Here is an 18,875-nt window from a genome sequence, read left to right as displayed (position 1 = left end):
CTAGATAAATTCCTTATTCTTATTTTTCTATTTTAACATTACTTTATTTTCCAAGTAGTTCCTTCCTTAGTGTCAATAAGTTCTATATCCATTTCTAAAAGCTCATTTCTTAATTGATCTGCTTTAGCCCAATCTCTATTTTTCCTAGCCTCCGCTCTTTTAGCTATTAGGTCATTTATATGTTCTTCATCTATATCTATATTTTTTTCTTCCTTGTAATTTAATAAATCTAATGACAGAACTTTATCAAAATCTTCAACTAATACAATTTTTTCTTTGTTTGTAAGCTCTCCATCTTTTAAAACCTCATGAAGTGTAGTAAAAGCATTAGGCATATTTAAATCATCACATATATTATTTGCAAACTTATTTTTATAATCCTGAATTTTATCTTCATCTAATCTTTCATTTTCCAATGCAGCTTTTCCTATGGAAAATATCTTTTCTTTAAGCTTTTTAAGTCCGTTACTAGCTTCCTTTAAGCTTTGGAAGCTAAATAAAAGCTGCTTTCTATATCTAGATTGAAGACAAAAATATCTATAATCTAAAGGGTCAAATCCCTCTTCTATAACTCTAGATAAAGTTAAAAAGTCTCCACTGGATTTTGACATCTTACCATTATCTAAAACAAGGAATTCTCCATGCATCCAATAATTTACCCATTTATGTCCTAAAGCTCCCTCTGATTGAGCTATTTCATTGGTATGATGCACTGGTATATGATCAATTCCTCCACAATGTATATCTACCCTTTCTCCTAAGTACTTTATAGACATGGCAGAACACTCTAAGTGCCATCCTGGGAATCCTGTACCCCATGGAGAGTCCCACTGCATTATTTGATTAGTAAATTTAGAGTTAGTGAACCAAAGAACAAAATCTAGAGGGTTCTTTTTATTTGTATCTACTTCAACTCTGCTACCTGCCTCTAATTCATCTATACTTAAATTTGCAAGTTTGGTATAATCTTTAAATTTATCTATTTGATAATATACATTACCATTAGAAATATAAGTATATCCCCTTTCCTCTAATGATTTTATAAGGTTTATCATATCATTTATATGTTCTGTAGCCCTGCACGTAACTGTTGGTCTTTTTATATTAAGTTTTTTGCAATCTTCAAAAAAGGCATCTTCATAAAATCTAGCAATTTCCCAAGGGCTTTTATTTTCACGTTTTGCCCCTAAAGCCATTTTATCTTCTCCCTCATCTGCATCAGATTGAAGATGACCTACATCTGTTATATTCATCACATGTTTTACTTTATATCCCGTATATTCTAAAGACCTCTTTAAAACATCTTCGAAAATATATGTCCTCAAGTTTCCAATGTGTGCATAATCATAAACTGTTGGTCCACAAGTATACATTCCAACTTTTCCTTCTTTTATTGGTACAAATTCTTCTTTTTTTCTAGCTAAGGTATTGTAAACATAGAACTCCATAATGTTTCCTCCTACAAATTAATTAAATTAGTCGATTGTGAAATTACACAACCGTTGATTTGCCTATCTTTTTAGCCGATAGGCTTTTATATTTTCCTCCACTGTGAGAAAATAAATGTAACCACACAAAATATTATCCACAGAGGAGGAGAATTACATGTTTTGTATTAATAAACTTAAGCAACTTAATATTTTTGAGCAGTTAACCGAACTTAAAGACCTTAGAAAAAAGCAACCTGTAGGCTTCATCAAATTACTTGCTGATAATTTTGATATCCAATCTTTTATTCCAGAATCTTTTACTCAAAAATACTATGCCGATTTAGGCAGAGATAGGAAATATAATCTTTCATCAGTGTTATCTGCTTTAATTCTAATGCAGATATTTCATATTCCTACTACTGTTCTGTTAAATCTTTTTCTTATATTTTCTACTGAAATAAGAGAATTTTGTTGCTTCTATGATGATATTCCTGATGAATCTTTTTTCAGTAGATTTAAAACGGATTTTGAAGGTGATCTTGCCGACTTATTTAATTCAATGGTTCCTCAAGTCATTGATATTTGTAACAATATCAATGAATCTCTTCCTGATGATTCACCTCATAAAAACCGTAATTATCAACTTATATATGATACTTCAGGTTTAAAACCAAGAGTAAAAGAAAATAATCCCAAAACTCTTGTTTCTGAAGTAAATAGGGTAAAATCCTATGCTAAAGCTACCAATAACAAACAGCTCAATCCTTATGCTGTCGCATATAAGAACATGCCTAAATTTGCTTTTGCAAACCATAGTATTAAGCTAGACTTCGTAAATGGACATTTCGGCTATTTTTACAAATTTGGTCTAATTACTAATGGTTGGGGCATTCCGTTGAATATCAAATTTTTTGATGAAGATTTTTATAACCCTATTGATAAAGAATTTGAAACTCCTAAAGAGCAAAAATATTGCTATGATAATGCTTCTTTAAAACCAGTAATTAAGCCATTCTTAGAAACATTAAGTAACACCTCTAACTTTAAATTTAAATATTTCTTAGGTGACTCAGAATTTGATAGTTATGATAACTTTGGTTTTCTTCAACAATGTGGCTTTGAAAAAGTATTTATACCTCTTAACCCTCGTAATCAAAGTAACAGTAAAATAGGTGATCTTGAATATGATATAGAAGGTGTTCCTCTATGTCCTTTAGACAAAACCCCTTTTAAAGCTGAAGGTCCTTGTAAAGGCAAAAATAGAAGCTTAAGATTCAAATTTACTTGTCCCAAAGCCCATAGGGATAAAAAAGGTAAGTGCTATCATACTTGTGAAAATCCATGTACTGATAAAAAAAGTGGTCGTATGACTTATGTTTATCCCAATAAAGACTTTAGACTTTATCCTGGTGTTCAAAGAAATTCTAATGAATGGGACGATGAATATCCTAATCGTGCATGTATTGAACGAACTCTTTCATCGTTAAAATCTAACCCATGCATTGAATCACCAAGAACTTTAAACACCGCAACTATGCGTGCTGACCTGTGCCTAACGGCTATTTCTAAACTCATAAATGTTATACTAGCTTACGCTATAAATAAACCAGAATACATTAGAAGTATAAATAAACTTCTTAAAATAGCTTCATAATTAACATATCCACAAATAAATATCTTTCCACATGCTACGCATACCTTTTTAACAAAAGGCTTTTTGTCGTGTCTTTTTTTGCACGCTTTTAAGCCAAATCTTAAAAATTATCCACAGTTTTTATTTTTCAATTCTACAAGCCACTAATTAATTAAATAATAACAAAACCGCAGAGAATCTAATCCTGCGGTGAAATAACCCTTGTTTATTTCTTAAATAATTGTAATAACAATCCATAAATTTTTATCTCTACTAAAATTTTACCACAACCATTGAAAATTTCAATAAGTAGAATAAAATATTTATCCAACTTTTTTTTCTTCTTGACATTTAATTAACTTTATCCAAAAATACTCCACTTCCCTTGGCAATAATTCTTTTATAGGCTTTAATTTATCTGTGTCTACCTTATCTATTGCTTCTTTTATCATTTCTACATATTCTTTTGGTACAAATTTATTAACATCTAACTCTTTTCCCTCCATATAGCATTTAATTAAATGATTTTGAATAGTCTGTAATGCCATATTCCTCTCTTTAGCTATTTCCTCAAGTTCCTCTCCTCTAGAGAACATTTGATATGTTATATGGTAACTTGGAATTTTACTATTTCCATTTTCCTCACTTTTATCCTCTTCATTTTTCAATTTTAAGTTATTATCTATACTTCTTAAGGTTTTTAAGAAAGCTCCCCTATCTATATTATTTTCTTCCATGTAGCTTTGTATTTCCCTTAGAAATCTTTCACCATATTTTTTATATTTCACTTCTCCAACTCCACTTATACTTAAAAATTCTTCCTTCTTAATAGGCATGTATCCACTCATTTCCTTTAGGGAACTGTCTCCAAATACTATATATGGTGGAACCTTTTCTTCTTCTGATATTTGTTTTCTAAGTATCCTTAGTAAATTGAACAATTGGTCATCAGTTTTAGTAACCTTTTTAACCTTTGCAACCTTCATTTTAATATTGGCTCTACTCTTTAAAACATCCACAGCTTTTGATGTTAACTTTACTACTGGATATCCATCATTTGTAAGCCTCAAATAACCATCTGCTGTTAATTTATTAATTATATTAATTAAATCTTTTCTACTGTATTCCATCATTATGCCATAGGTTGATAATTTATTTAATCCTGGTGTTAGAACCTTCTTATTTTCTGATCCCCTTAGCACATCAACTACCATGCCACTGCCATATCTTTCTCTCATTCTATATATGCAAGAAAATATCTTTTGAGCTTCTAATGTTATATCTCTGTACTCACTTTCATCTAAACAGTTTCCACAGTTTTTACATTCCTCATAATTCACCTCATCTTCAAAATACTCCAATATGTATTTTCTAAGGCATTTAGATGTATAACAATAATCTACCATTTCTCTTAATTTTTCATACTCATACTCTTTTCTATAAGAAGGCAATTCACTCTGCTCTATAAAGAAACTTTGAAGTTGCACATCTCTTGCATTAAATAAAAGTATACATTCACTCTTTTCACCGTCTCTACCTGCACGTCCTGCCTCTTGATAATAGGCTTCCAAATTTTTAGGCATATTATTATGAATAACAAATCTCACATTTGATTTATCTATACCCATACCAAAAGCATTAGTGGCCACCATTACATCTATATCATCATAAGCAAAACTATTTTGCGCCTCTTCTCTCTCCCTATCACTTAGTCCAGCATGATACATGCCTACCTTTATATCATGTTTTAGCAAAAAATTATATATGCTTTCCACTTCTCTTCTTGTAGCTGCATATATAATTCCCTTATCTTCTTTATGATTTGATATATAGGATAATATATAATTTTGATTGTCTTCTCCCCTTAACACAGAAAAAAACAAATTTTCTCTGTCAAATCCTGTTACATACACATCAGGATTATTTAATCCTAATAACTTAACTATATCTTCCTTTACCTTTTCCGTAGCTGTAGCAGTATAGGCACCAATTACTGGTCTTTTAAAAAAATTATTTATAAACTCACCTATTTTTTTATAGCTAGGTCTAAAATCATGAGCCCACTGAGAAATACAATGAGCCTCGTCTATGGCTACAAAGGATACTTCTACATCATTTAATATTCTACAAAAGCCTTCTGACTCTAACCTTTCAGGAGCTATATAAATAAGCTTATAATTACCCACAGATATCTGCTGCACTCTCTCCATATATTCCATTTCTGTAAGAGTACTATTTATGTAAGTAGCTTGTATCCCCTGTTCATTTAAACTATCCACTTGATCTTTCATAAGAGAAATTAATGGAGATATAACTATAGTAATTCCACTAAACATAATAGCAGGAATTTGAAAACATAATGATTTTCCAGCACCTGTAGGCATTATAGCCACTACATCTTTGCCATTTAATACACTACCTATAACTTTTTCCTGTCCTCTTCTAAAACCATCATACCCAAAATATTTTTTAAGAACTTCTTCTGAACTGTACATTAAATATCCCTACTCCTTTTACCTGTTAATTATAAACCTATACTATTTAGTTTAACACAAATCATAAACAAATTTGTAAATTTCAAATAAGTTTTTACTACGTGTAGAACTTAAATTTATTATACCGAATCTAATAATTTTATATTTTAATTAACCCACAATAAAGTACAATGTGGTAGAATTATAAAATTTCTCCTCCATGACTTGCATAAGAGCTCAGAATAATAAATTTAATTTAAATAGTTCCTTTGCTTATTATGCAAGTCATTCCAGAGAAGTTTTATAATTCAAGTAATGTAATACTTTTTGTGGGATAATCATATTTCACATTATAGACAAAAAAATATATTTTATACATACACATGTTCTCATATAAATTAATAACCATAAATAGTTTATTAATTTTGTTTACAGTTTTACGTACAAACTAATTACAGTTCATTAATCTTACAGTACTCTTTATAGACAAAAAGAGTATCGTAAACTATTTTAAAATAGTTTGGCGACACCCTCTTTTTAAAACTAAATTTTCGCACATTTTATAAAACTTTTATAAATTTTCTCTTACCTACTTTTATAATGTCCTCTTTATTTAATTTAACTTCTTTAAAGTCCTTTACTGTTTCTCCGTTTATCTTCACTCCACCTTGTAATACCAACCTTCTAGCTTCATTTTTTGATGAAGCTAAATTTCCTTGAACCATTATATCTATCAATCCCCAGCCATTTTGCATTTCTATCACTGAAATATCCTCAGGCACTTCATCTTTTTGAAATATACTCTTGAAATTTTTCTCCGCTGTTAAAGCTTCTTTTTCATTGTGATATAAAGCTGTAATTTCTCTCGCAAGCCTCATTTTAATATCTCTTGGATTTACACCCTCTTTATTCAATTTTTCTTTTATATTATCTATAATATCTGGATGTAAATCTGTTGCTAATTCAAAGTATTTTATTATAAGCTCATCAGGTATCTGCATTACTTTGTTGTATATTACTTTTGCATCTTCCTTTATACCAATGTAATTGCCAAGACTTTTGCTCATTTTTTCCTTACCATCTAACCCCTCTAATATAGGCATAAATATAGCTATCTGGCTTTCTTGATTGTATTCTTTTTGCAAAGTTCTTCCCATTAAAATATTAAATCTCTGGTCAGTTCCTCCAAGTTCTATATCAGCCTTTATTTCTACAGAATCATAGGCTTGCATCAATGGGTAAAAAAATTCATGTATTCCTATACTCATTTGGTTATTAAACCTATTTTTGAAATCTTCTCTTTCAAGCATTCTAGCCACAGTATATTTTGATGCCAATTCTATAACATCTTTAAAATTAAGCTTACATAACCATTCACTGTTGAATCTTAACTCTGTCTTACTTCTGTCTAATATTTTAAATATTTGAGTTTCATAGGTCTTAGCATTTTCCAAAACCTGCTCTCTAGTAAGCTGCTTCCTAGCTTTAGATTTTCCAGTAGGATCCCCTATCATTCCTGTAAAATCACCTATTATTATTACTGCTTTGTGCCCTAAATCCTGAATCTGCTTTATTTTTCTCAAAACCACCGCATGACCGATGTGTATGTCCGGAGCACTTGGGTCCAGACCTAATTTTACAACTAGAGGTCTATTTTCCTTTTCACAATTTATTAATTTATCTTTTAATTCTTCTATATTTATTATTTCATCTGCACCCTTTTTAATTATTTTTATTTGCTCATCTATATTCATAATATCATCTAGAGTTGTCGCACTAAGAATAAATCCTATGATATATTGTGTTAACTTTAAACTTGCAAAACAATATATTACATGTGAATTCCTTAATACGACAGCCCCTTCACCTACCTCTCTCCTTAAATTTTTACTATTAATTTTTCTCACAATTATCTTATAGATATCCACTGAAATGTCCATAAATTTGCAACCTACGCCGGCATTGTCAATTTGATTACAAATTTATTGCAATAGCTATCACTGAGTAATATTTTGCACAAAATAAAAACTCCCGTCCTTACTGTTTACACAATAAGGACGGGAGATAATTTCCCGTGGTACCACCTTAATTCATTAATATCTTGCGATATTAACCTTTTCGAGTACGATGTAAAACTTCTCAATACATACATGATACTCTATCGTTTTTAACGGCTGAAAGTCCCGTCAGCAGCCTACAACCATAATGGCTTCGGTGCGATGCTCAAAGATGTATTCGGCACATTCTTCTTTATCTCTTCACACCACCCAGAGACTCTCTGAAAAGATAGAATAAACCTACTTTTTCTTATCACAGCATTTCATTAATATTAACTTTTACATCATTATAAGAAAATTATGACTAAATGTCAAGCAAAGTTTAATTTTTTATTCTTCCATTTTATATATATAATGTCCTAATGCTTCAGCCTCACCCTTGTCATGGGTTATTAATATTACAGTTCTCCTGTTATTATTCCATATTGTTAGAAACTCTTCTATTATTTCTTTTTTTAAATCATTGTCTAACCCTTTAAATGGCTCGTCCATAAGTAATAGGTTACTTTCATAAGCAAAGGCCCTTGCAATAGCTACTCTTCTTTTCATACCTCCGCTTAAAGTTTCAGGTAACATATTCCTATTATCGTACAGTTTTACTAATTTTAGATTTTTATCAATTACCTTTTTAATTTGCTCTTTATTTAACTGGGATTTTAAAACAAATTCTATATTTTCATAAACTGTAAGCCACGGAATTAATCTATCTTCCTGAAATATATATGAAAATTTCTTATTGCTCACATTATCATGCCAAAATATATTTCCCTCATATTCCGTGTCTAATCCACTTATTATATTTAATAAAGTAGTTTTTCCAACTCCTGATGGACCTGTTATTACAGTAATTTTGTCTTTTGGAAAGCTAATATTTAAATTATTTAAAATTTCTTTTTCTCCATACTTCTTACAAACATTAACTAATTCAATTTCATATTCTATTGAATTTTGTTTTGCTCCCATTTCCATTATTATATTTATCTCCCTTTTTTAATATTTGCTTTCTAAAAACATTTTCTAAAATTAAACTCAAGATTACTACTACAATAGTCCACGCAAAAAGCTCTTCAGTATCAAGCATGGTTTTAGAATTTAAAAGATTTAAACCTATAGAATATTTAGGCGTGCTTAAAATCTCAGATGCAACTACTACTTTCCATGCAAGCCCCAAGCAAAGAATTATTCCGGAAACTATATATGACTTTATTGCTGGTAAGTAAACATATTTTATTACATAAACCTTTTTTACTCTATATAACCTTGCCATCTCTATTATTTTAGTATCCACTGATTTTAATCCCTGAAGTACATTAGTATAAATTATGGGAAAACATATTAACATGGCAGTAAAAATAGCTACATTACCAGCTTTAAGCCACACTAAAGCTAATATTATTATGGACATTACCGGAGTAGATTTTACTGCTGCCATGAATGGTTCCATAATTTCTTCAAAAATCTTAAAAATTCCTGCCATTATACCAAATATTATTCCCATAATTATAGATATTATTAAAGCACCAAATACTCTTAATAAACTATAAAATATACTCTTCCAAAAGTATTCTTCAAATAGAAGTCCTGATAGCCTTTTAAAAACAGAAATAGGACCTGGCAATAAAATTTCTTTATTGAGAAAAAGGGAGCCTAGCTCCCATATAATTAACCAGAAAAACAATATAGATATCCTTTTAATTATTTTTATAATAGAATCCTTCATCTGGCATTTTTCCTCCAATTGATTTAGGATTACTTTGGAATAAAACCTTATAGAAACCTTCTATAGATTTTTTAGCTTCATCCCCTTTAATAAGAACTATATTACACTTAGGAATTGCTAATTCTGCTATTTTGGCCTTAGGCATAACTCCATGCTTCTCAGCAAGTTTACCTGCGCTTTCAACATTTTTATTAATAAAATCGACAGACTTCTCGTATTCTTGAAGAAAATTATTTAAATCCTCTTTTCTGCTAGATATGAAATCATTTCTAAACACTACTGTACCCATAACTAGTTTACTTTCATCTCCAGAAGTCTTTTCCCACTCTTTTGTTAAATTAATAGGAATTTTCAAATCTTCATTTTTCATTTTAGAAGAAGTTACAAATGGCTCTGGAAGCAATGCTATCTCTACTTCTTTAGCAGCTACAGAAGCAGCTAAATCACTATGCTGCATTTTATATTCTATTTTAACATCTTTATCTGGTTCTAATCCATTTTTCTTAAGTATATAGTTGAATATAAACTCTGGAGCTGATCCCTTTCCTGAAGAATACACAGTTTTCCCCTTTAAATCCTTTATACTTTTAATATCATTCCCGTTTTCAACCACATATAAAACTCCTAATGTATTGATAGCTGCTAATTTAACTTCTCCTTTTGTTTTATTATATAAAACCGATGCTAAATTTGAAGGGACAGCTGCACCATCCAAGTCACCATTTACAACCTTAGAAACTATTTCATCTGGTGAATTAAACAAAGTAATTTCATACTTATCTTTCCCCTCTTCCATAAGCTTAACCATACCTATACCTGTAGGTCCTTTTAAAGCACCTATTTTTATTTTCTCTTTTTTGGTGCTAGTATCATTTTTATCATTATTCTTCTGAGAACTAGCACATCCTCCAAACAAAACTGAAAAACATATTAGTACAATTAAACTAAGTATATACAATCTCTTTTTCACATTACCACCTCGTAATATTTAATTTTTTAAGTACATTAGTAAAAACATATTATGATTAAACCACAAAAAATATTACATTACTTGACTTATGAAATTTCTCTGGAATGAATTGCATAAGAAGCAAAGAAACTATTTAAATTTAATTTTAGGAATTCTTCTTTTAGACAGATAAAATTATCGTAAGCCTGGCAAGGACGCCAGGCTAGCGAACCTGAGGCAGGACGTCGAATTTGAGCGTTAGATAATTTTATATGGCTAAAAGATTAGAATTTCTTAAATTAAATTTATTGTTTCAAGCTCTTATGCAAGTCATGGAGGAGAAATTTCATAAGTCCATCACATTGTACCTTTTTATGGATAATCATATTATTTAATCAATTATATTCATTCATTTAAATTGTATGGAGTTTACCATAATACATAATTAAATTATATATCAAATTAGTATATAAATACAATGTGCTAGACAAAGCAACAACCTGAAATCATATAAAACACTTATATAAATAATATTTAAAATCTTAGTGATATAGGCATAAAAGTGCAATATAAGCACAAAATAAAAATAAAATATTTAGTGAGGAGGTTTATTTTTATTAAGATTTATTTTGAATATTACTGCTTAAGCATAAAACACTTTAAAAATTTATCTTAATAAAACGTATTTATTTATGAAATTAAAAAGATTTTTACTTCCTTTAATACTTATAAATTTAATACTGCTAGCTATCCATTTTCTTATAAAACTACCCATAGTGAATAAAGCTTTTTCCTCTGTGTATAAATTGATAATCGTTCCAATTTTAATATCAGTATTTATCTACTACATCTTAAAACCTTTAAAAAATATATTTATTAAAAAAGGCTTAAAAAACACCTATGCAGCTACTCTCACTCTAATAATTGCAATGATCATTGCAATAGGAATTGTAGAAGGATTAGGTTTCTATTTTATTTCTCAATTTAAAAATCTTATGGAAAAGTTATCTATTGTAGAACATAAAAACAATCTTATTAATTTTGTAAACGGAAATTTATCTAAAAACTTGGATATGAAGTGGATATTAGAACAACTTGCTTCATATGTAAAAAATTATTTATACTTATTTAAAAATGGTGCTTTTAAAACCGCTAATTTTGTGATGGTAGCATTTTCTGACATACTGCTTATCATCATAATTGTATTTTATTTATTAAAGGACAATGGAGATTTAAAGAAAGGATTATTAAAAATTGTTCCTAATAAATATAAACATAAATATGGTAATAAATTAGAAGAAGTTTACATTAAATGTGATTATGTGCTTTCAAATTACATAATCGGTCAGGCTAAAGTGGCTCTTTCATTAGCTTCTATGATTTACCTTGGATACTTAATTATAGGTATACCCAGTGGCCTTATACTATCATCTATAACCTTTGTATTAGCCTTTATACCCTTTGTAGGTTTTTTTATTTCTATGATAATACCATATATAATAGCCTTAAGCATGGGGTTGAAAATGGTAGTTAAACTCTCCCTTCTATTTATTGTGGCTCAAGCCATTAAGGGGAGGGTAATCGTACCCCTAGTTATGTCCAAAGCCATGAAAATCCACCCAATTACCGACATTTTTTTGGTAGTAGCTTCTGCTGCCATCTTTGGACCTATTGGTGCTTTTGTTGTAGTTCCAATATACTCCATAATAAAAGTAGCTATAGTTACATTAAGTTCTAAAAATCCATCATAAATATAGCTGTTAATAAACATAACCACATACCCTTACTTATTAAAAAGGTATGTGGTTATACAAATTATGAAATTATATTATCTCTACATTATGGCAAAATAACATATTTTATTGTTTCATAATATTTTATTATTTTACGGCCTTCTGCACTCTTACATTTTTGCCTTTTATTTTCATATTTTCAGCAGCTTCAAGCACAATTTCTCCTTTTCCTCCTAATATGTCAACATAAGAAAAACCATCTTGTATATCAATAATTCCCACATCTTCAGCACTAATACCGTCTATACTGGTAATAGCACCAACAATATCACCTGGTCGTATTTTTTTCTTTCTTCCAGCATTTATATATATCTTAGTGATTTCCTTATTAAGTTGTATATTCTTAACAGGTTTAAGCTTAGGTTTGTTTTTAAGTGAATCTTTAAAAATCTTTTCACCTTGTATAACTTCTTCCTTCGATGGCATTTCTTTTTTAGGTATTTTATATCCCAAATACTCTTCTATATCCTCTAAAAGCCTCTTATCATAAGAACGCACAAAAGTTATAGCTGTACCTGTGCTTCCTGCTCTTCCCGTTCTTCCAATTCTATGAACATAACTTTCTTTCTCTACAGGCACATCATAATTTATAACATGCGTTACATCTTCTATATGAATTCCTCTAGCTGCTACATCTGTAGCTACCAAAAATTGAATTTCTCCCCTTTTATAGCTTTCAATTACTTCTAGCCTATCCTTCTGTTCCATGCCTCCGTGCAACTTTCTAGCATAATATCCTTGTTTTTTCATACTTCTAACCAACTCATCAACCTTTTCCCTAGTATTACAAAACAAAATACATTTCTTAGGTCTTTCGGTATAAATTATACTATTTAAAGCATTAAATTTTTTATCTTCTTCTACTGTGTAATACTCCTCATTTATCTTATCCACAGTAATATTTTCCGGATTAATATCTATATTTTCAGCATTACGCATATACTTATCGCACAAGTTCTGAATTTCCTCCGACATAGTTGCAGAAAATAGCATGGTTACTCTGTTTTTAGGCAATATTTTTATTATAGATTCTACCTGATATATAAATCCCATATTTAACATCTCATCTGCTTCGTCAATAACTAGGTATCTTACTTTTTCTAAATTTAAAGTTCCGCGCTCTATATGATCTATTGTTCTACCTGGTGTGCCAACTACCACATGAACCCTTTGTTTCAATTCTCTCTTCTGCACTTTCATGGGCTGTTTTCCATATATAGCAGCACATCTTATTCTTTTGAATCTTCCAATATTAGAAATGTCTTCTTTCACCTGCACTGCCAATTCTCTTGTGGGCGTAAGCACCAATGCTTGAGGATTTACCTCTTCTATTTCCACCTTGTGGCAAATAGGTATGGCAAAAGCTGCTGTTTTTCCACTTCCTGTTTCAGATTTAACTATAATATCATTATTTTTAAGTGCAAATGGAATCACTTTCTCCTGTACAGGTGATGGATTTATATATCCTAATTTTTCTATAGACTTCAATATATCCTCACCTAAATGAAAATCTTTAAAACTACATTTATGCATTTTTTATATCCTCTTTTTCATATATAAAATTTAAACTAATTTAATTCCTTTTTCTATAAACTGGATTCTTTTTTCTTTTAATAACCTTCCTATAGCTCTTTTAAAAGCTTTTTTACTCATATTTAGCTCTTCTTTTATTTCCTCTGGATCGCTTCCATCGTTTAAATTAAGCACTCCACCATTAATTTTTAATTTTTCTAAAATTACCTCTGCATCTTCATCCATTTGCTTATAAGCTTTTTCTCTAAGGCTTAAATCTAACTTTCCATCCTCTTTAACTTTTACCACCCTAGCTTCAATTTCATCTCCATATCTGTACTCACCATAAAATTCATCCTTAGATATCAATCCTTGATACTTATTATCCACTGCTACAAATGCGCCTAAGTCATCCTTTATACTGTATATTATTCCTTTAACTTTATCATCTTCCTTATATGGTGAATCACTGGCAAGTCTTTTATAAATTCTCATAGATGCACATAATCTGTCACTTTTATCTATATATAAATAAACTAAATATTCTCTGCCCACTTTTACACTAGTAATTTGTTCATTAAAAGGTAAAAATAAATCCTTTTCTAAACCCCAATCCAAAAAAGCACCTATTTTTGTTTCCTGTACTACCTTAAGTAATGCCACTTCTCCCAAATTTATTTTAGGCTTTCTAACAGTAGCTATCAATCTATCCTCCGAGTCCCTATAAACAAATACCTCTATTTCATCTCCTACATCTTTTCCCTCTGGTACCTGTTTTTGAGGAAGTAGAATATCCTCTTCACTCTTATCCTCTTTTGAATTTAAATATACTCCTATAGGAGTAATTCTAATTACCTCTAAATTTTGTATTTTTCCTAATTCAATCATACTAACCCTTCCTTAACTTTGTATTTTAATATTTATATTACCATTAATTTTTAACTTGTATTAATGCTTTATATAAATTTGTACTTTTTTCATTTTACCACAGTTATTACTGTATTTCCTTCTATTTTTTAGGTAAGTTTATAATTATATTAATATTATTTGAAATTATATGCAATTTTATTAGTGAAACTACAGTGGTAATATAAAGTAAAACTTAACTCCTCTTTCAGTGTTTTCTACACCACATTCTCCTCCATGTAAAACTATAATATTTTTAACTACTGCAAGTCCTATACCCGTACCTCCAAATTTTCTACTTCTAGATTTATCAACTTTATAAAATTTATCCCATATTTTCTCTAGCTCTTCTTTTTCAATATGTTCCCCCTCATTTTCTATCTCTATCTTAATTTTTTTATTTAACCTTACCATATTCACAAAAATAGTACACTTATCTCCAGTATATTTTACGGCATTGGTCAATATATTGTATATCACCTGTTCTATTCTATTCCAATCCGCATCTACTTCTATATTATCAATTAAATTGGTTTGAATGTTAATGTTTTTCTCCTTCACAATACCCCAAAATCTTTTTATATTGGACTTAATTAGTTGATCTATAAAAAATTTCTCTTTAACTAACTTAAAATTCCCACATTCTAGTAAAGATAAATCAAGCATATCATTAATTAACCCTGTCATTTTTTTAGATTCATCCATTATTACATCAATATAATAGTCCTTATCTTCATCATCAAACACATTATCTTTAATACCTTCTGCATATCCTTCTATTAGTGTTATAGGTGTCTTAAGTTCATGAGAAACCGCAGCTACAAATTCTCTTCTCATTTTTTCTAATTGCCTTTCCTTTTCAATATCTTCTTCTAATTTTGCATTTGCTTCTTTTAAAGATGTCAAAGCCTTTTGTAAATTGTAAGATAAAAAATTCAGTGTAGTAGCAAGACTTCCTATTTCATTTTCACTTTTCACCGTACACCTTTCATTAAAATCTAATTCAGCCATTTTTAAGGCAGTTTTATTTATTTGTACTAAAGGCTTAGTTATAATATTAGAATAAATCAAAGAAGTAACTATTATAAGTAAAATTGCAACTACAAAAAAATATAAATAGAATTCCTTTATTACAGACACAGCTTCATTTACTGGTTCTAGTGAATCGAATCCAAATATAATTTGATTTTTTTCTTTAATAGGCCATATACAAACTATATTTTTCCTTGGAACTTCTTTTTCCTTTAGGGTTTCTAAATAAATATCACTCTTATTTTTAGTCATAATTTCTTGAAATTTATAAATATTAGGTACCCAGTTATTTATAAATTCATTCATATACATTGTTTTTATTTTTTCTGGCTTTAAATATTCCCGTCTCAAACACATTTGTATATTTCCTGAAGATTCTAAAATACTAATGTCAACATTATTATTCATATGATACTTTTCTATTAAGTTTTTAGTTTCTTCATTAGTATTAGTTTTTTTATATTCTTCCTTAAATTTACTTACAACTGATTGTATATCTCTTCTTTTCTTATTAACATAAAACTTTTGAAAAAACAAAGTCTGCGTAATTAATATTATAATAATAAAAACAATAAATAATAAAGACGTTATAATAAAAAGTTGCTTTGATATACTCTTTTTAATCTTCATTTTTCACCTCAAATTTATATCCATATCCTCTTACGGTAGATATGACATATGCCCTTGTACCAAGTTTCTCTCTTAATCGTTTAATGTGTGTGTCCACAGTTCTCAAATCCCCATAATAATCATTCCCCCAAACAGCATTCAATATTTGCTCTCTTGTAAGTACTAGTCTATTATTCTCCATAAAATAAACTAATAATTGAAATTCCTTAGGTGAAAAATTTATTTCCTTTTCATCTATAGTTACCCTATGGGAATTCTTATCTATGTGAATACCTGCAAATGCACATTCTCTATTATCTCTAATTTGAGAATTATAAGTTCTCTTTAAAGAAGCTTTTACATTAGCAACAAGTACCTTAGGGCTAAATGGTTTAGTTAAATAAATATCTGTTCCTAATTCAAATGCCAATAAAGCATCCTCATCTTCAGATTTTGCCGTAAGCATAATCACTGGTATACTAGAAAATTTTCTTACCTCATTTAATACTGTCCATCCATCCATTACAGGCATCATAACATCTAATATCATAAGTTTAATATGATTTTCCTTTAAAATTTTTATAGCATCCATGCCATTTTCTGCTTCCACTGTATTGTAATTATCTTTTTTTAAATATGCTGCAATAAGTTTTCTAATTCTTTCCTCATCGTCCACTATAAGAATAGTATCCATTATAAATTCACTCTCCATGTTATATCTAGTTCTACACTCAATTTCTGCTTTTGCATATACAAAAGCAATTATATTAACTATTTTATACTATATTAATTATAATTCACATGGAATATTAGAAAATTCCTCTACGAAATACCTCGCAGAGGAATAAATCTATTTTATTCAAATCTAAGAGCTTCTATAGGATTTAATTTAGAGGCTTTGCTTGCAGGATACATTCCAAACAATATTCCAACAAATACTGAAAAAGCAACAGCTCCCATAACTACACTACTTGATATCACAACAGTCATTTTAAGAACAGTTTGTGCAAAATAAGCTATTAAAAATCCCGTTAATACTCCTATTATTCCACCTAAGCAGCTTATTATAGCAGATTCCATTAAGAATTGTAATAATATAATTCTTCTCTTAGCCCCTATGGCTTTTCTTATTCCAATTTCTCTTGTTCTCTCTATAACTGATACAAGCATTATATTCATAATACCTATACCACCTACAATAAGTGATATTGCTGCAATACCAGTAAGCATCATTGTCATACTACTATTTGTTTCATTTGCCGTACTAAGCAAACTGGTTTGATCAAATAGTCTATAACTATCTGTATCATTATTAAACTTTTTGTTCAAAAACAATTGTAAATAACTCATAGCTTCACTTACTTTATCTTTATCCGTTGCTTCTACATAAAAAGTTTTAATGTCAGTATTCTCAAATAATCGCTGAGCAGTGCTTATAGGCAATATTATTTTATCATCTCCAGAACCACCCATGCTGCTGCCCTGAGCTTCTAATACTCCTACTATAGAAAAATTAATCCCATTTATATTTACAACTTTCCCAATTACATTTGTTGTTCCAAATAAATCATTTGCTGTATCTATTCCTATAACCGCAACTTTGTATCTATTGTCTATATCCCTTTTATTGAGAAATCTACCGTAACTTACATATGTCTTCCTTATGTTAGAATATTCTGGTGTAGATGCTTCCACTGTTGTATTCGCTGAGTTACTTCCTGCCTTAACATCTATATTATTTTGCGTAAGTGTAGGTGCAATTTCTTTTATTCCAGGTTTACTTTTTAATTCATCTATTTCTTCATCTGCAAAACTTTTTGTTCTTTTACCTACTATATTAACTGTTATTAAATTTGTTCCAAGCTTTTCTATTTGTGATTGAACCTGCTGTTTGGTCCCTTCTCCCATGCCTACAAGTACTATTACAGATGAAATACCAATAATTATACCTAGCATAGTTAAGAAAGACCTCATTTTATTGGACCATATGGACTTTATAGCCATTTTAAAAAGTCTAGTTATCTTCATAGGCTCACCTCTTTACTTAGGCTCTGGTTTAAAACATCTAATACTATCTTTCCATCCTTTATAGTTATAATTCTTTTTGCCTTATTGGCAATTTCTTTATCATGAGTGATCAGAATTATAGTATTTCCTTCTTCATTCAGCTCCTTCAACATTTTTAATACTTCTTCTCCAGTTTTGCTATCAAGGGCCCCAGTGGGTTCATCTGCCAAAATAATTTGAGGATTTGTTACTAGTGCTCTTGCTATGGCAACTCTTTGCATTTGCCCTCCAGACAATTCTGATGGTTTGTGCTTAATATGAGTTTTCAATCCCACCTTTGTCAAACAGCTCTCTGATTTTTCTCTAATTTCTTTTTCACTTAATCCCAAATAAATTAAAGGTAATTCAACATTTTCTAGTACACTTAATTTAGGTAACAAACTATAATTTTGAAATATGAATCCTATTTTGTTATTTCTAATTTCAGCTAATTTATCATCACTACACTGTGTATTTAGCCCATCTAATATATACTCTCCTTTTGTGGGTATATCCAGACATCCTATAATATTCATTAAAGTAGTTTTTCCAGCTCCTGAGGAACCCACTATAGCAACAAATTCTCCCTTTTTAATATTTAAATCTATATTTTCTAATGCTTTATATTCTCCCTTTCCCATTTTATAATTTTTACATATATTGTTCATTTTTATAACATATTTCTCTCCAAGACTTTTATTCATACAGTACTAC

The 18,875-nt window shown here is 29.6% G+C and carries 14 protein-coding genes and 1 other annotated feature; of the genes, 2 read left to right on the top strand and 12 right to left on the bottom strand.

Annotated features, from left to right (window positions below):
• Nucleotides 1-38: 38 nt before the first annotated feature.
• Nucleotides 39-1,448 carry a cysteine--tRNA ligase gene (gene cysS / locus CC89_RS03910; protein ID WP_035289277.1) on the bottom strand — a complete coding sequence of 470 codons (1,410 nt, stop codon included), beginning with the start codon at nucleotides 1,446-1,448 and terminating at the stop codon, nucleotides 39-41.
• 157 nt (nucleotides 1,449-1,605) lie between these two features.
• Here cysS and CC89_RS03905 point away from each other — a divergent pair, with 157 nt between their 5' ends.
• Nucleotides 1,606-3,084 carry a transposase gene (locus CC89_RS03905; RefSeq protein ID WP_035289274.1) on the top strand — a complete coding sequence of 493 codons (1,479 nt, stop codon included), beginning with the start codon at nucleotides 1,606-1,608 and terminating at the stop codon, nucleotides 3,082-3,084.
• A 302-nt stretch (nucleotides 3,085-3,386) separates the two neighbouring features.
• On the opposite strand, the gene recQ is transcribed toward CC89_RS03905, so the two are convergent.
• The 5 genes from recQ to CC89_RS03880 form a co-directional block, all read right to left on the bottom strand.
• On the bottom strand, nucleotides 3,387-5,558 hold the full coding sequence (gene recQ / locus CC89_RS03900; RefSeq protein ID WP_035289271.1) for a DNA helicase RecQ: 2,172 nt from the start codon (nucleotides 5,556-5,558) through the stop codon (nucleotides 3,387-3,389).
• Nucleotides 5,559-6,097: 539 nt separating this feature from the next.
• On the bottom strand, nucleotides 6,098-7,294 hold the full coding sequence (tyrS, locus tag CC89_RS03895) for a tyrosine--tRNA ligase (protein WP_035291154.1): 1,197 nt from the start codon (nucleotides 7,292-7,294) through the stop codon (nucleotides 6,098-6,100).
• A gap of 293 nt (nucleotides 7,295-7,587) precedes the next feature.
• Nucleotides 7,588-7,860, bottom strand: a binding site (T-box leader).
• Nucleotides 7,861-7,924: 64 nt separating this feature from the next.
• Complete coding sequence (locus CC89_RS03890) at nucleotides 7,925-8,557, bottom strand: ABC transporter ATP-binding protein (protein ID WP_035291152.1); 633 nt, start codon at nucleotides 8,555-8,557, stop codon at nucleotides 7,925-7,927.
• On the bottom strand, nucleotides 8,526-9,314 hold the full coding sequence (locus tag CC89_RS03885; RefSeq protein ID WP_051931468.1) for an ABC transporter permease: 789 nt from the start codon (nucleotides 9,312-9,314) through the stop codon (nucleotides 8,526-8,528). The genes CC89_RS03890 and CC89_RS03885 overlap by 32 nt, the downstream gene beginning before the upstream one ends.
• Nucleotides 9,286-10,284: an ABC transporter substrate-binding protein gene (locus CC89_RS03880; protein ID WP_035289268.1), complete on the bottom strand. Its 999-nt coding sequence runs from the start codon at nucleotides 10,282-10,284 to the stop codon at nucleotides 9,286-9,288. Before CC89_RS03880 ends, CC89_RS03885 begins: the two co-directional genes overlap by 29 nt.
• 671 nt (nucleotides 10,285-10,955) lie before the next feature.
• Here CC89_RS03880 and CC89_RS03875 point away from each other — a divergent pair.
• The gene (locus CC89_RS03875; RefSeq protein WP_035289264.1) at nucleotides 10,956-12,014 is read left to right on the top strand and encodes an AI-2E family transporter; all 1,059 of its coding nucleotides are present in this window, start codon (nucleotides 10,956-10,958) and stop codon (nucleotides 12,012-12,014) included.
• Between the two features lie 129 nt (nucleotides 12,015-12,143).
• On the opposite strand, the gene CC89_RS03870 is transcribed toward CC89_RS03875, so the two are convergent.
• The 6 genes from CC89_RS03870 to CC89_RS03845 form a co-directional block, all read right to left on the bottom strand.
• Nucleotides 12,144-13,589: a DEAD/DEAH box helicase gene (locus tag CC89_RS03870; RefSeq protein WP_035289262.1), complete on the bottom strand. Its 1,446-nt coding sequence runs from the start codon at nucleotides 13,587-13,589 to the stop codon at nucleotides 12,144-12,146.
• 30 nt (nucleotides 13,590-13,619) lie between these two features.
• Nucleotides 13,620-14,456, bottom strand: coding sequence for a CvfB family protein (locus CC89_RS03865; protein ID WP_035289258.1), 837 nt, complete (start codon nucleotides 14,454-14,456; stop codon nucleotides 13,620-13,622).
• Between the two features lie 189 nt (nucleotides 14,457-14,645).
• A complete protein-coding gene (locus CC89_RS03860) occupies nucleotides 14,646-16,136 on the bottom strand; it encodes a sensor histidine kinase (protein WP_035289255.1) in 1,491 nt (496 codons plus the stop codon).
• A complete protein-coding gene (locus CC89_RS03855; protein WP_185750712.1) occupies nucleotides 16,126-16,812 on the bottom strand; it encodes a response regulator in 687 nt (228 codons plus the stop codon). The genes CC89_RS03860 and CC89_RS03855 overlap by 11 nt, the downstream gene beginning before the upstream one ends.
• A gap of 158 nt (nucleotides 16,813-16,970) precedes the next feature.
• Nucleotides 16,971-18,143 carry an ABC transporter permease gene (locus CC89_RS03850; protein ID WP_035289250.1) on the bottom strand — a complete coding sequence of 391 codons (1,173 nt, stop codon included), beginning with the start codon at nucleotides 18,141-18,143 and terminating at the stop codon, nucleotides 16,971-16,973.
• Nucleotides 18,140-18,865 carry an ABC transporter ATP-binding protein gene (locus tag CC89_RS03845; protein ID WP_035289247.1) on the bottom strand — a complete coding sequence of 242 codons (726 nt, stop codon included), beginning with the start codon at nucleotides 18,863-18,865 and terminating at the stop codon, nucleotides 18,140-18,142. The genes CC89_RS03850 and CC89_RS03845 overlap by 4 nt, the downstream gene beginning before the upstream one ends.
• Between the last annotated feature and the right edge of the window lie 10 nt (nucleotides 18,866-18,875).

It is taken from the genome of Clostridium sp. KNHs214 (assembly GCF_000744935.1).
GTDB lineage: Bacteria > Bacillota > Clostridia > Clostridiales > Clostridiaceae > Haloimpatiens.
This window is presented reverse-complemented; position numbering and strand designations above follow the sequence as displayed.

Bases quoted from the DNA above. Each gene is read 5' to 3' on its own strand.
- cysS (WP_035289277.1), bottom strand. From the start codon at position 1,448: ATGGAGTTCTATGTTTACAATACCTTAGCTAGAAAAAAAGAAGAATTT.
- CC89_RS03905 (WP_035289274.1), top strand. From the start codon at position 1,606: ATGTTTTGTATTAATAAACTTAAGCAACTTAATATTTTTGAGCAGTTA.
- recQ (WP_035289271.1), bottom strand. From the start codon at position 5,558: ATGTACAGTTCAGAAGAAGTTCTTAAAAAATATTTTGGGTATGATGGT.
- CC89_RS03890 (WP_035291152.1), bottom strand. From the start codon at position 8,557: ATGGGAGCAAAACAAAATTCAATAGAATATGAAATTGAATTAGTTAAT.
- CC89_RS03885 (WP_051931468.1), bottom strand. From the start codon at position 9,314: ATGAAGGATTCTATTATAAAAATAATTAAAAGGATATCTATATTGTTT.
- CC89_RS03875 (WP_035289264.1), top strand. From the start codon at position 10,956: ATGAAATTAAAAAGATTTTTACTTCCTTTAATACTTATAAATTTAATA.
- CC89_RS03870 (WP_035289262.1), bottom strand. From the start codon at position 13,589: ATGCATAAATGTAGTTTTAAAGATTTTCATTTAGGTGAGGATATATTG.
- CC89_RS03865 (WP_035289258.1), bottom strand. From the start codon at position 14,456: ATGATTGAATTAGGAAAAATACAAAATTTAGAGGTAATTAGAATTACT.
- CC89_RS03860 (WP_035289255.1), bottom strand. From the start codon at position 16,136: ATGAAGATTAAAAAGAGTATATCAAAGCAACTTTTTATTATAACGTCT.
- CC89_RS03850 (WP_035289250.1), bottom strand. From the start codon at position 18,143: ATGAAGATAACTAGACTTTTTAAAATGGCTATAAAGTCCATATGGTCC.
- CC89_RS03845 (WP_035289247.1), bottom strand. From the start codon at position 18,865: ATGAATAAAAGTCTTGGAGAGAAATATGTTATAAAAATGAACAATATA.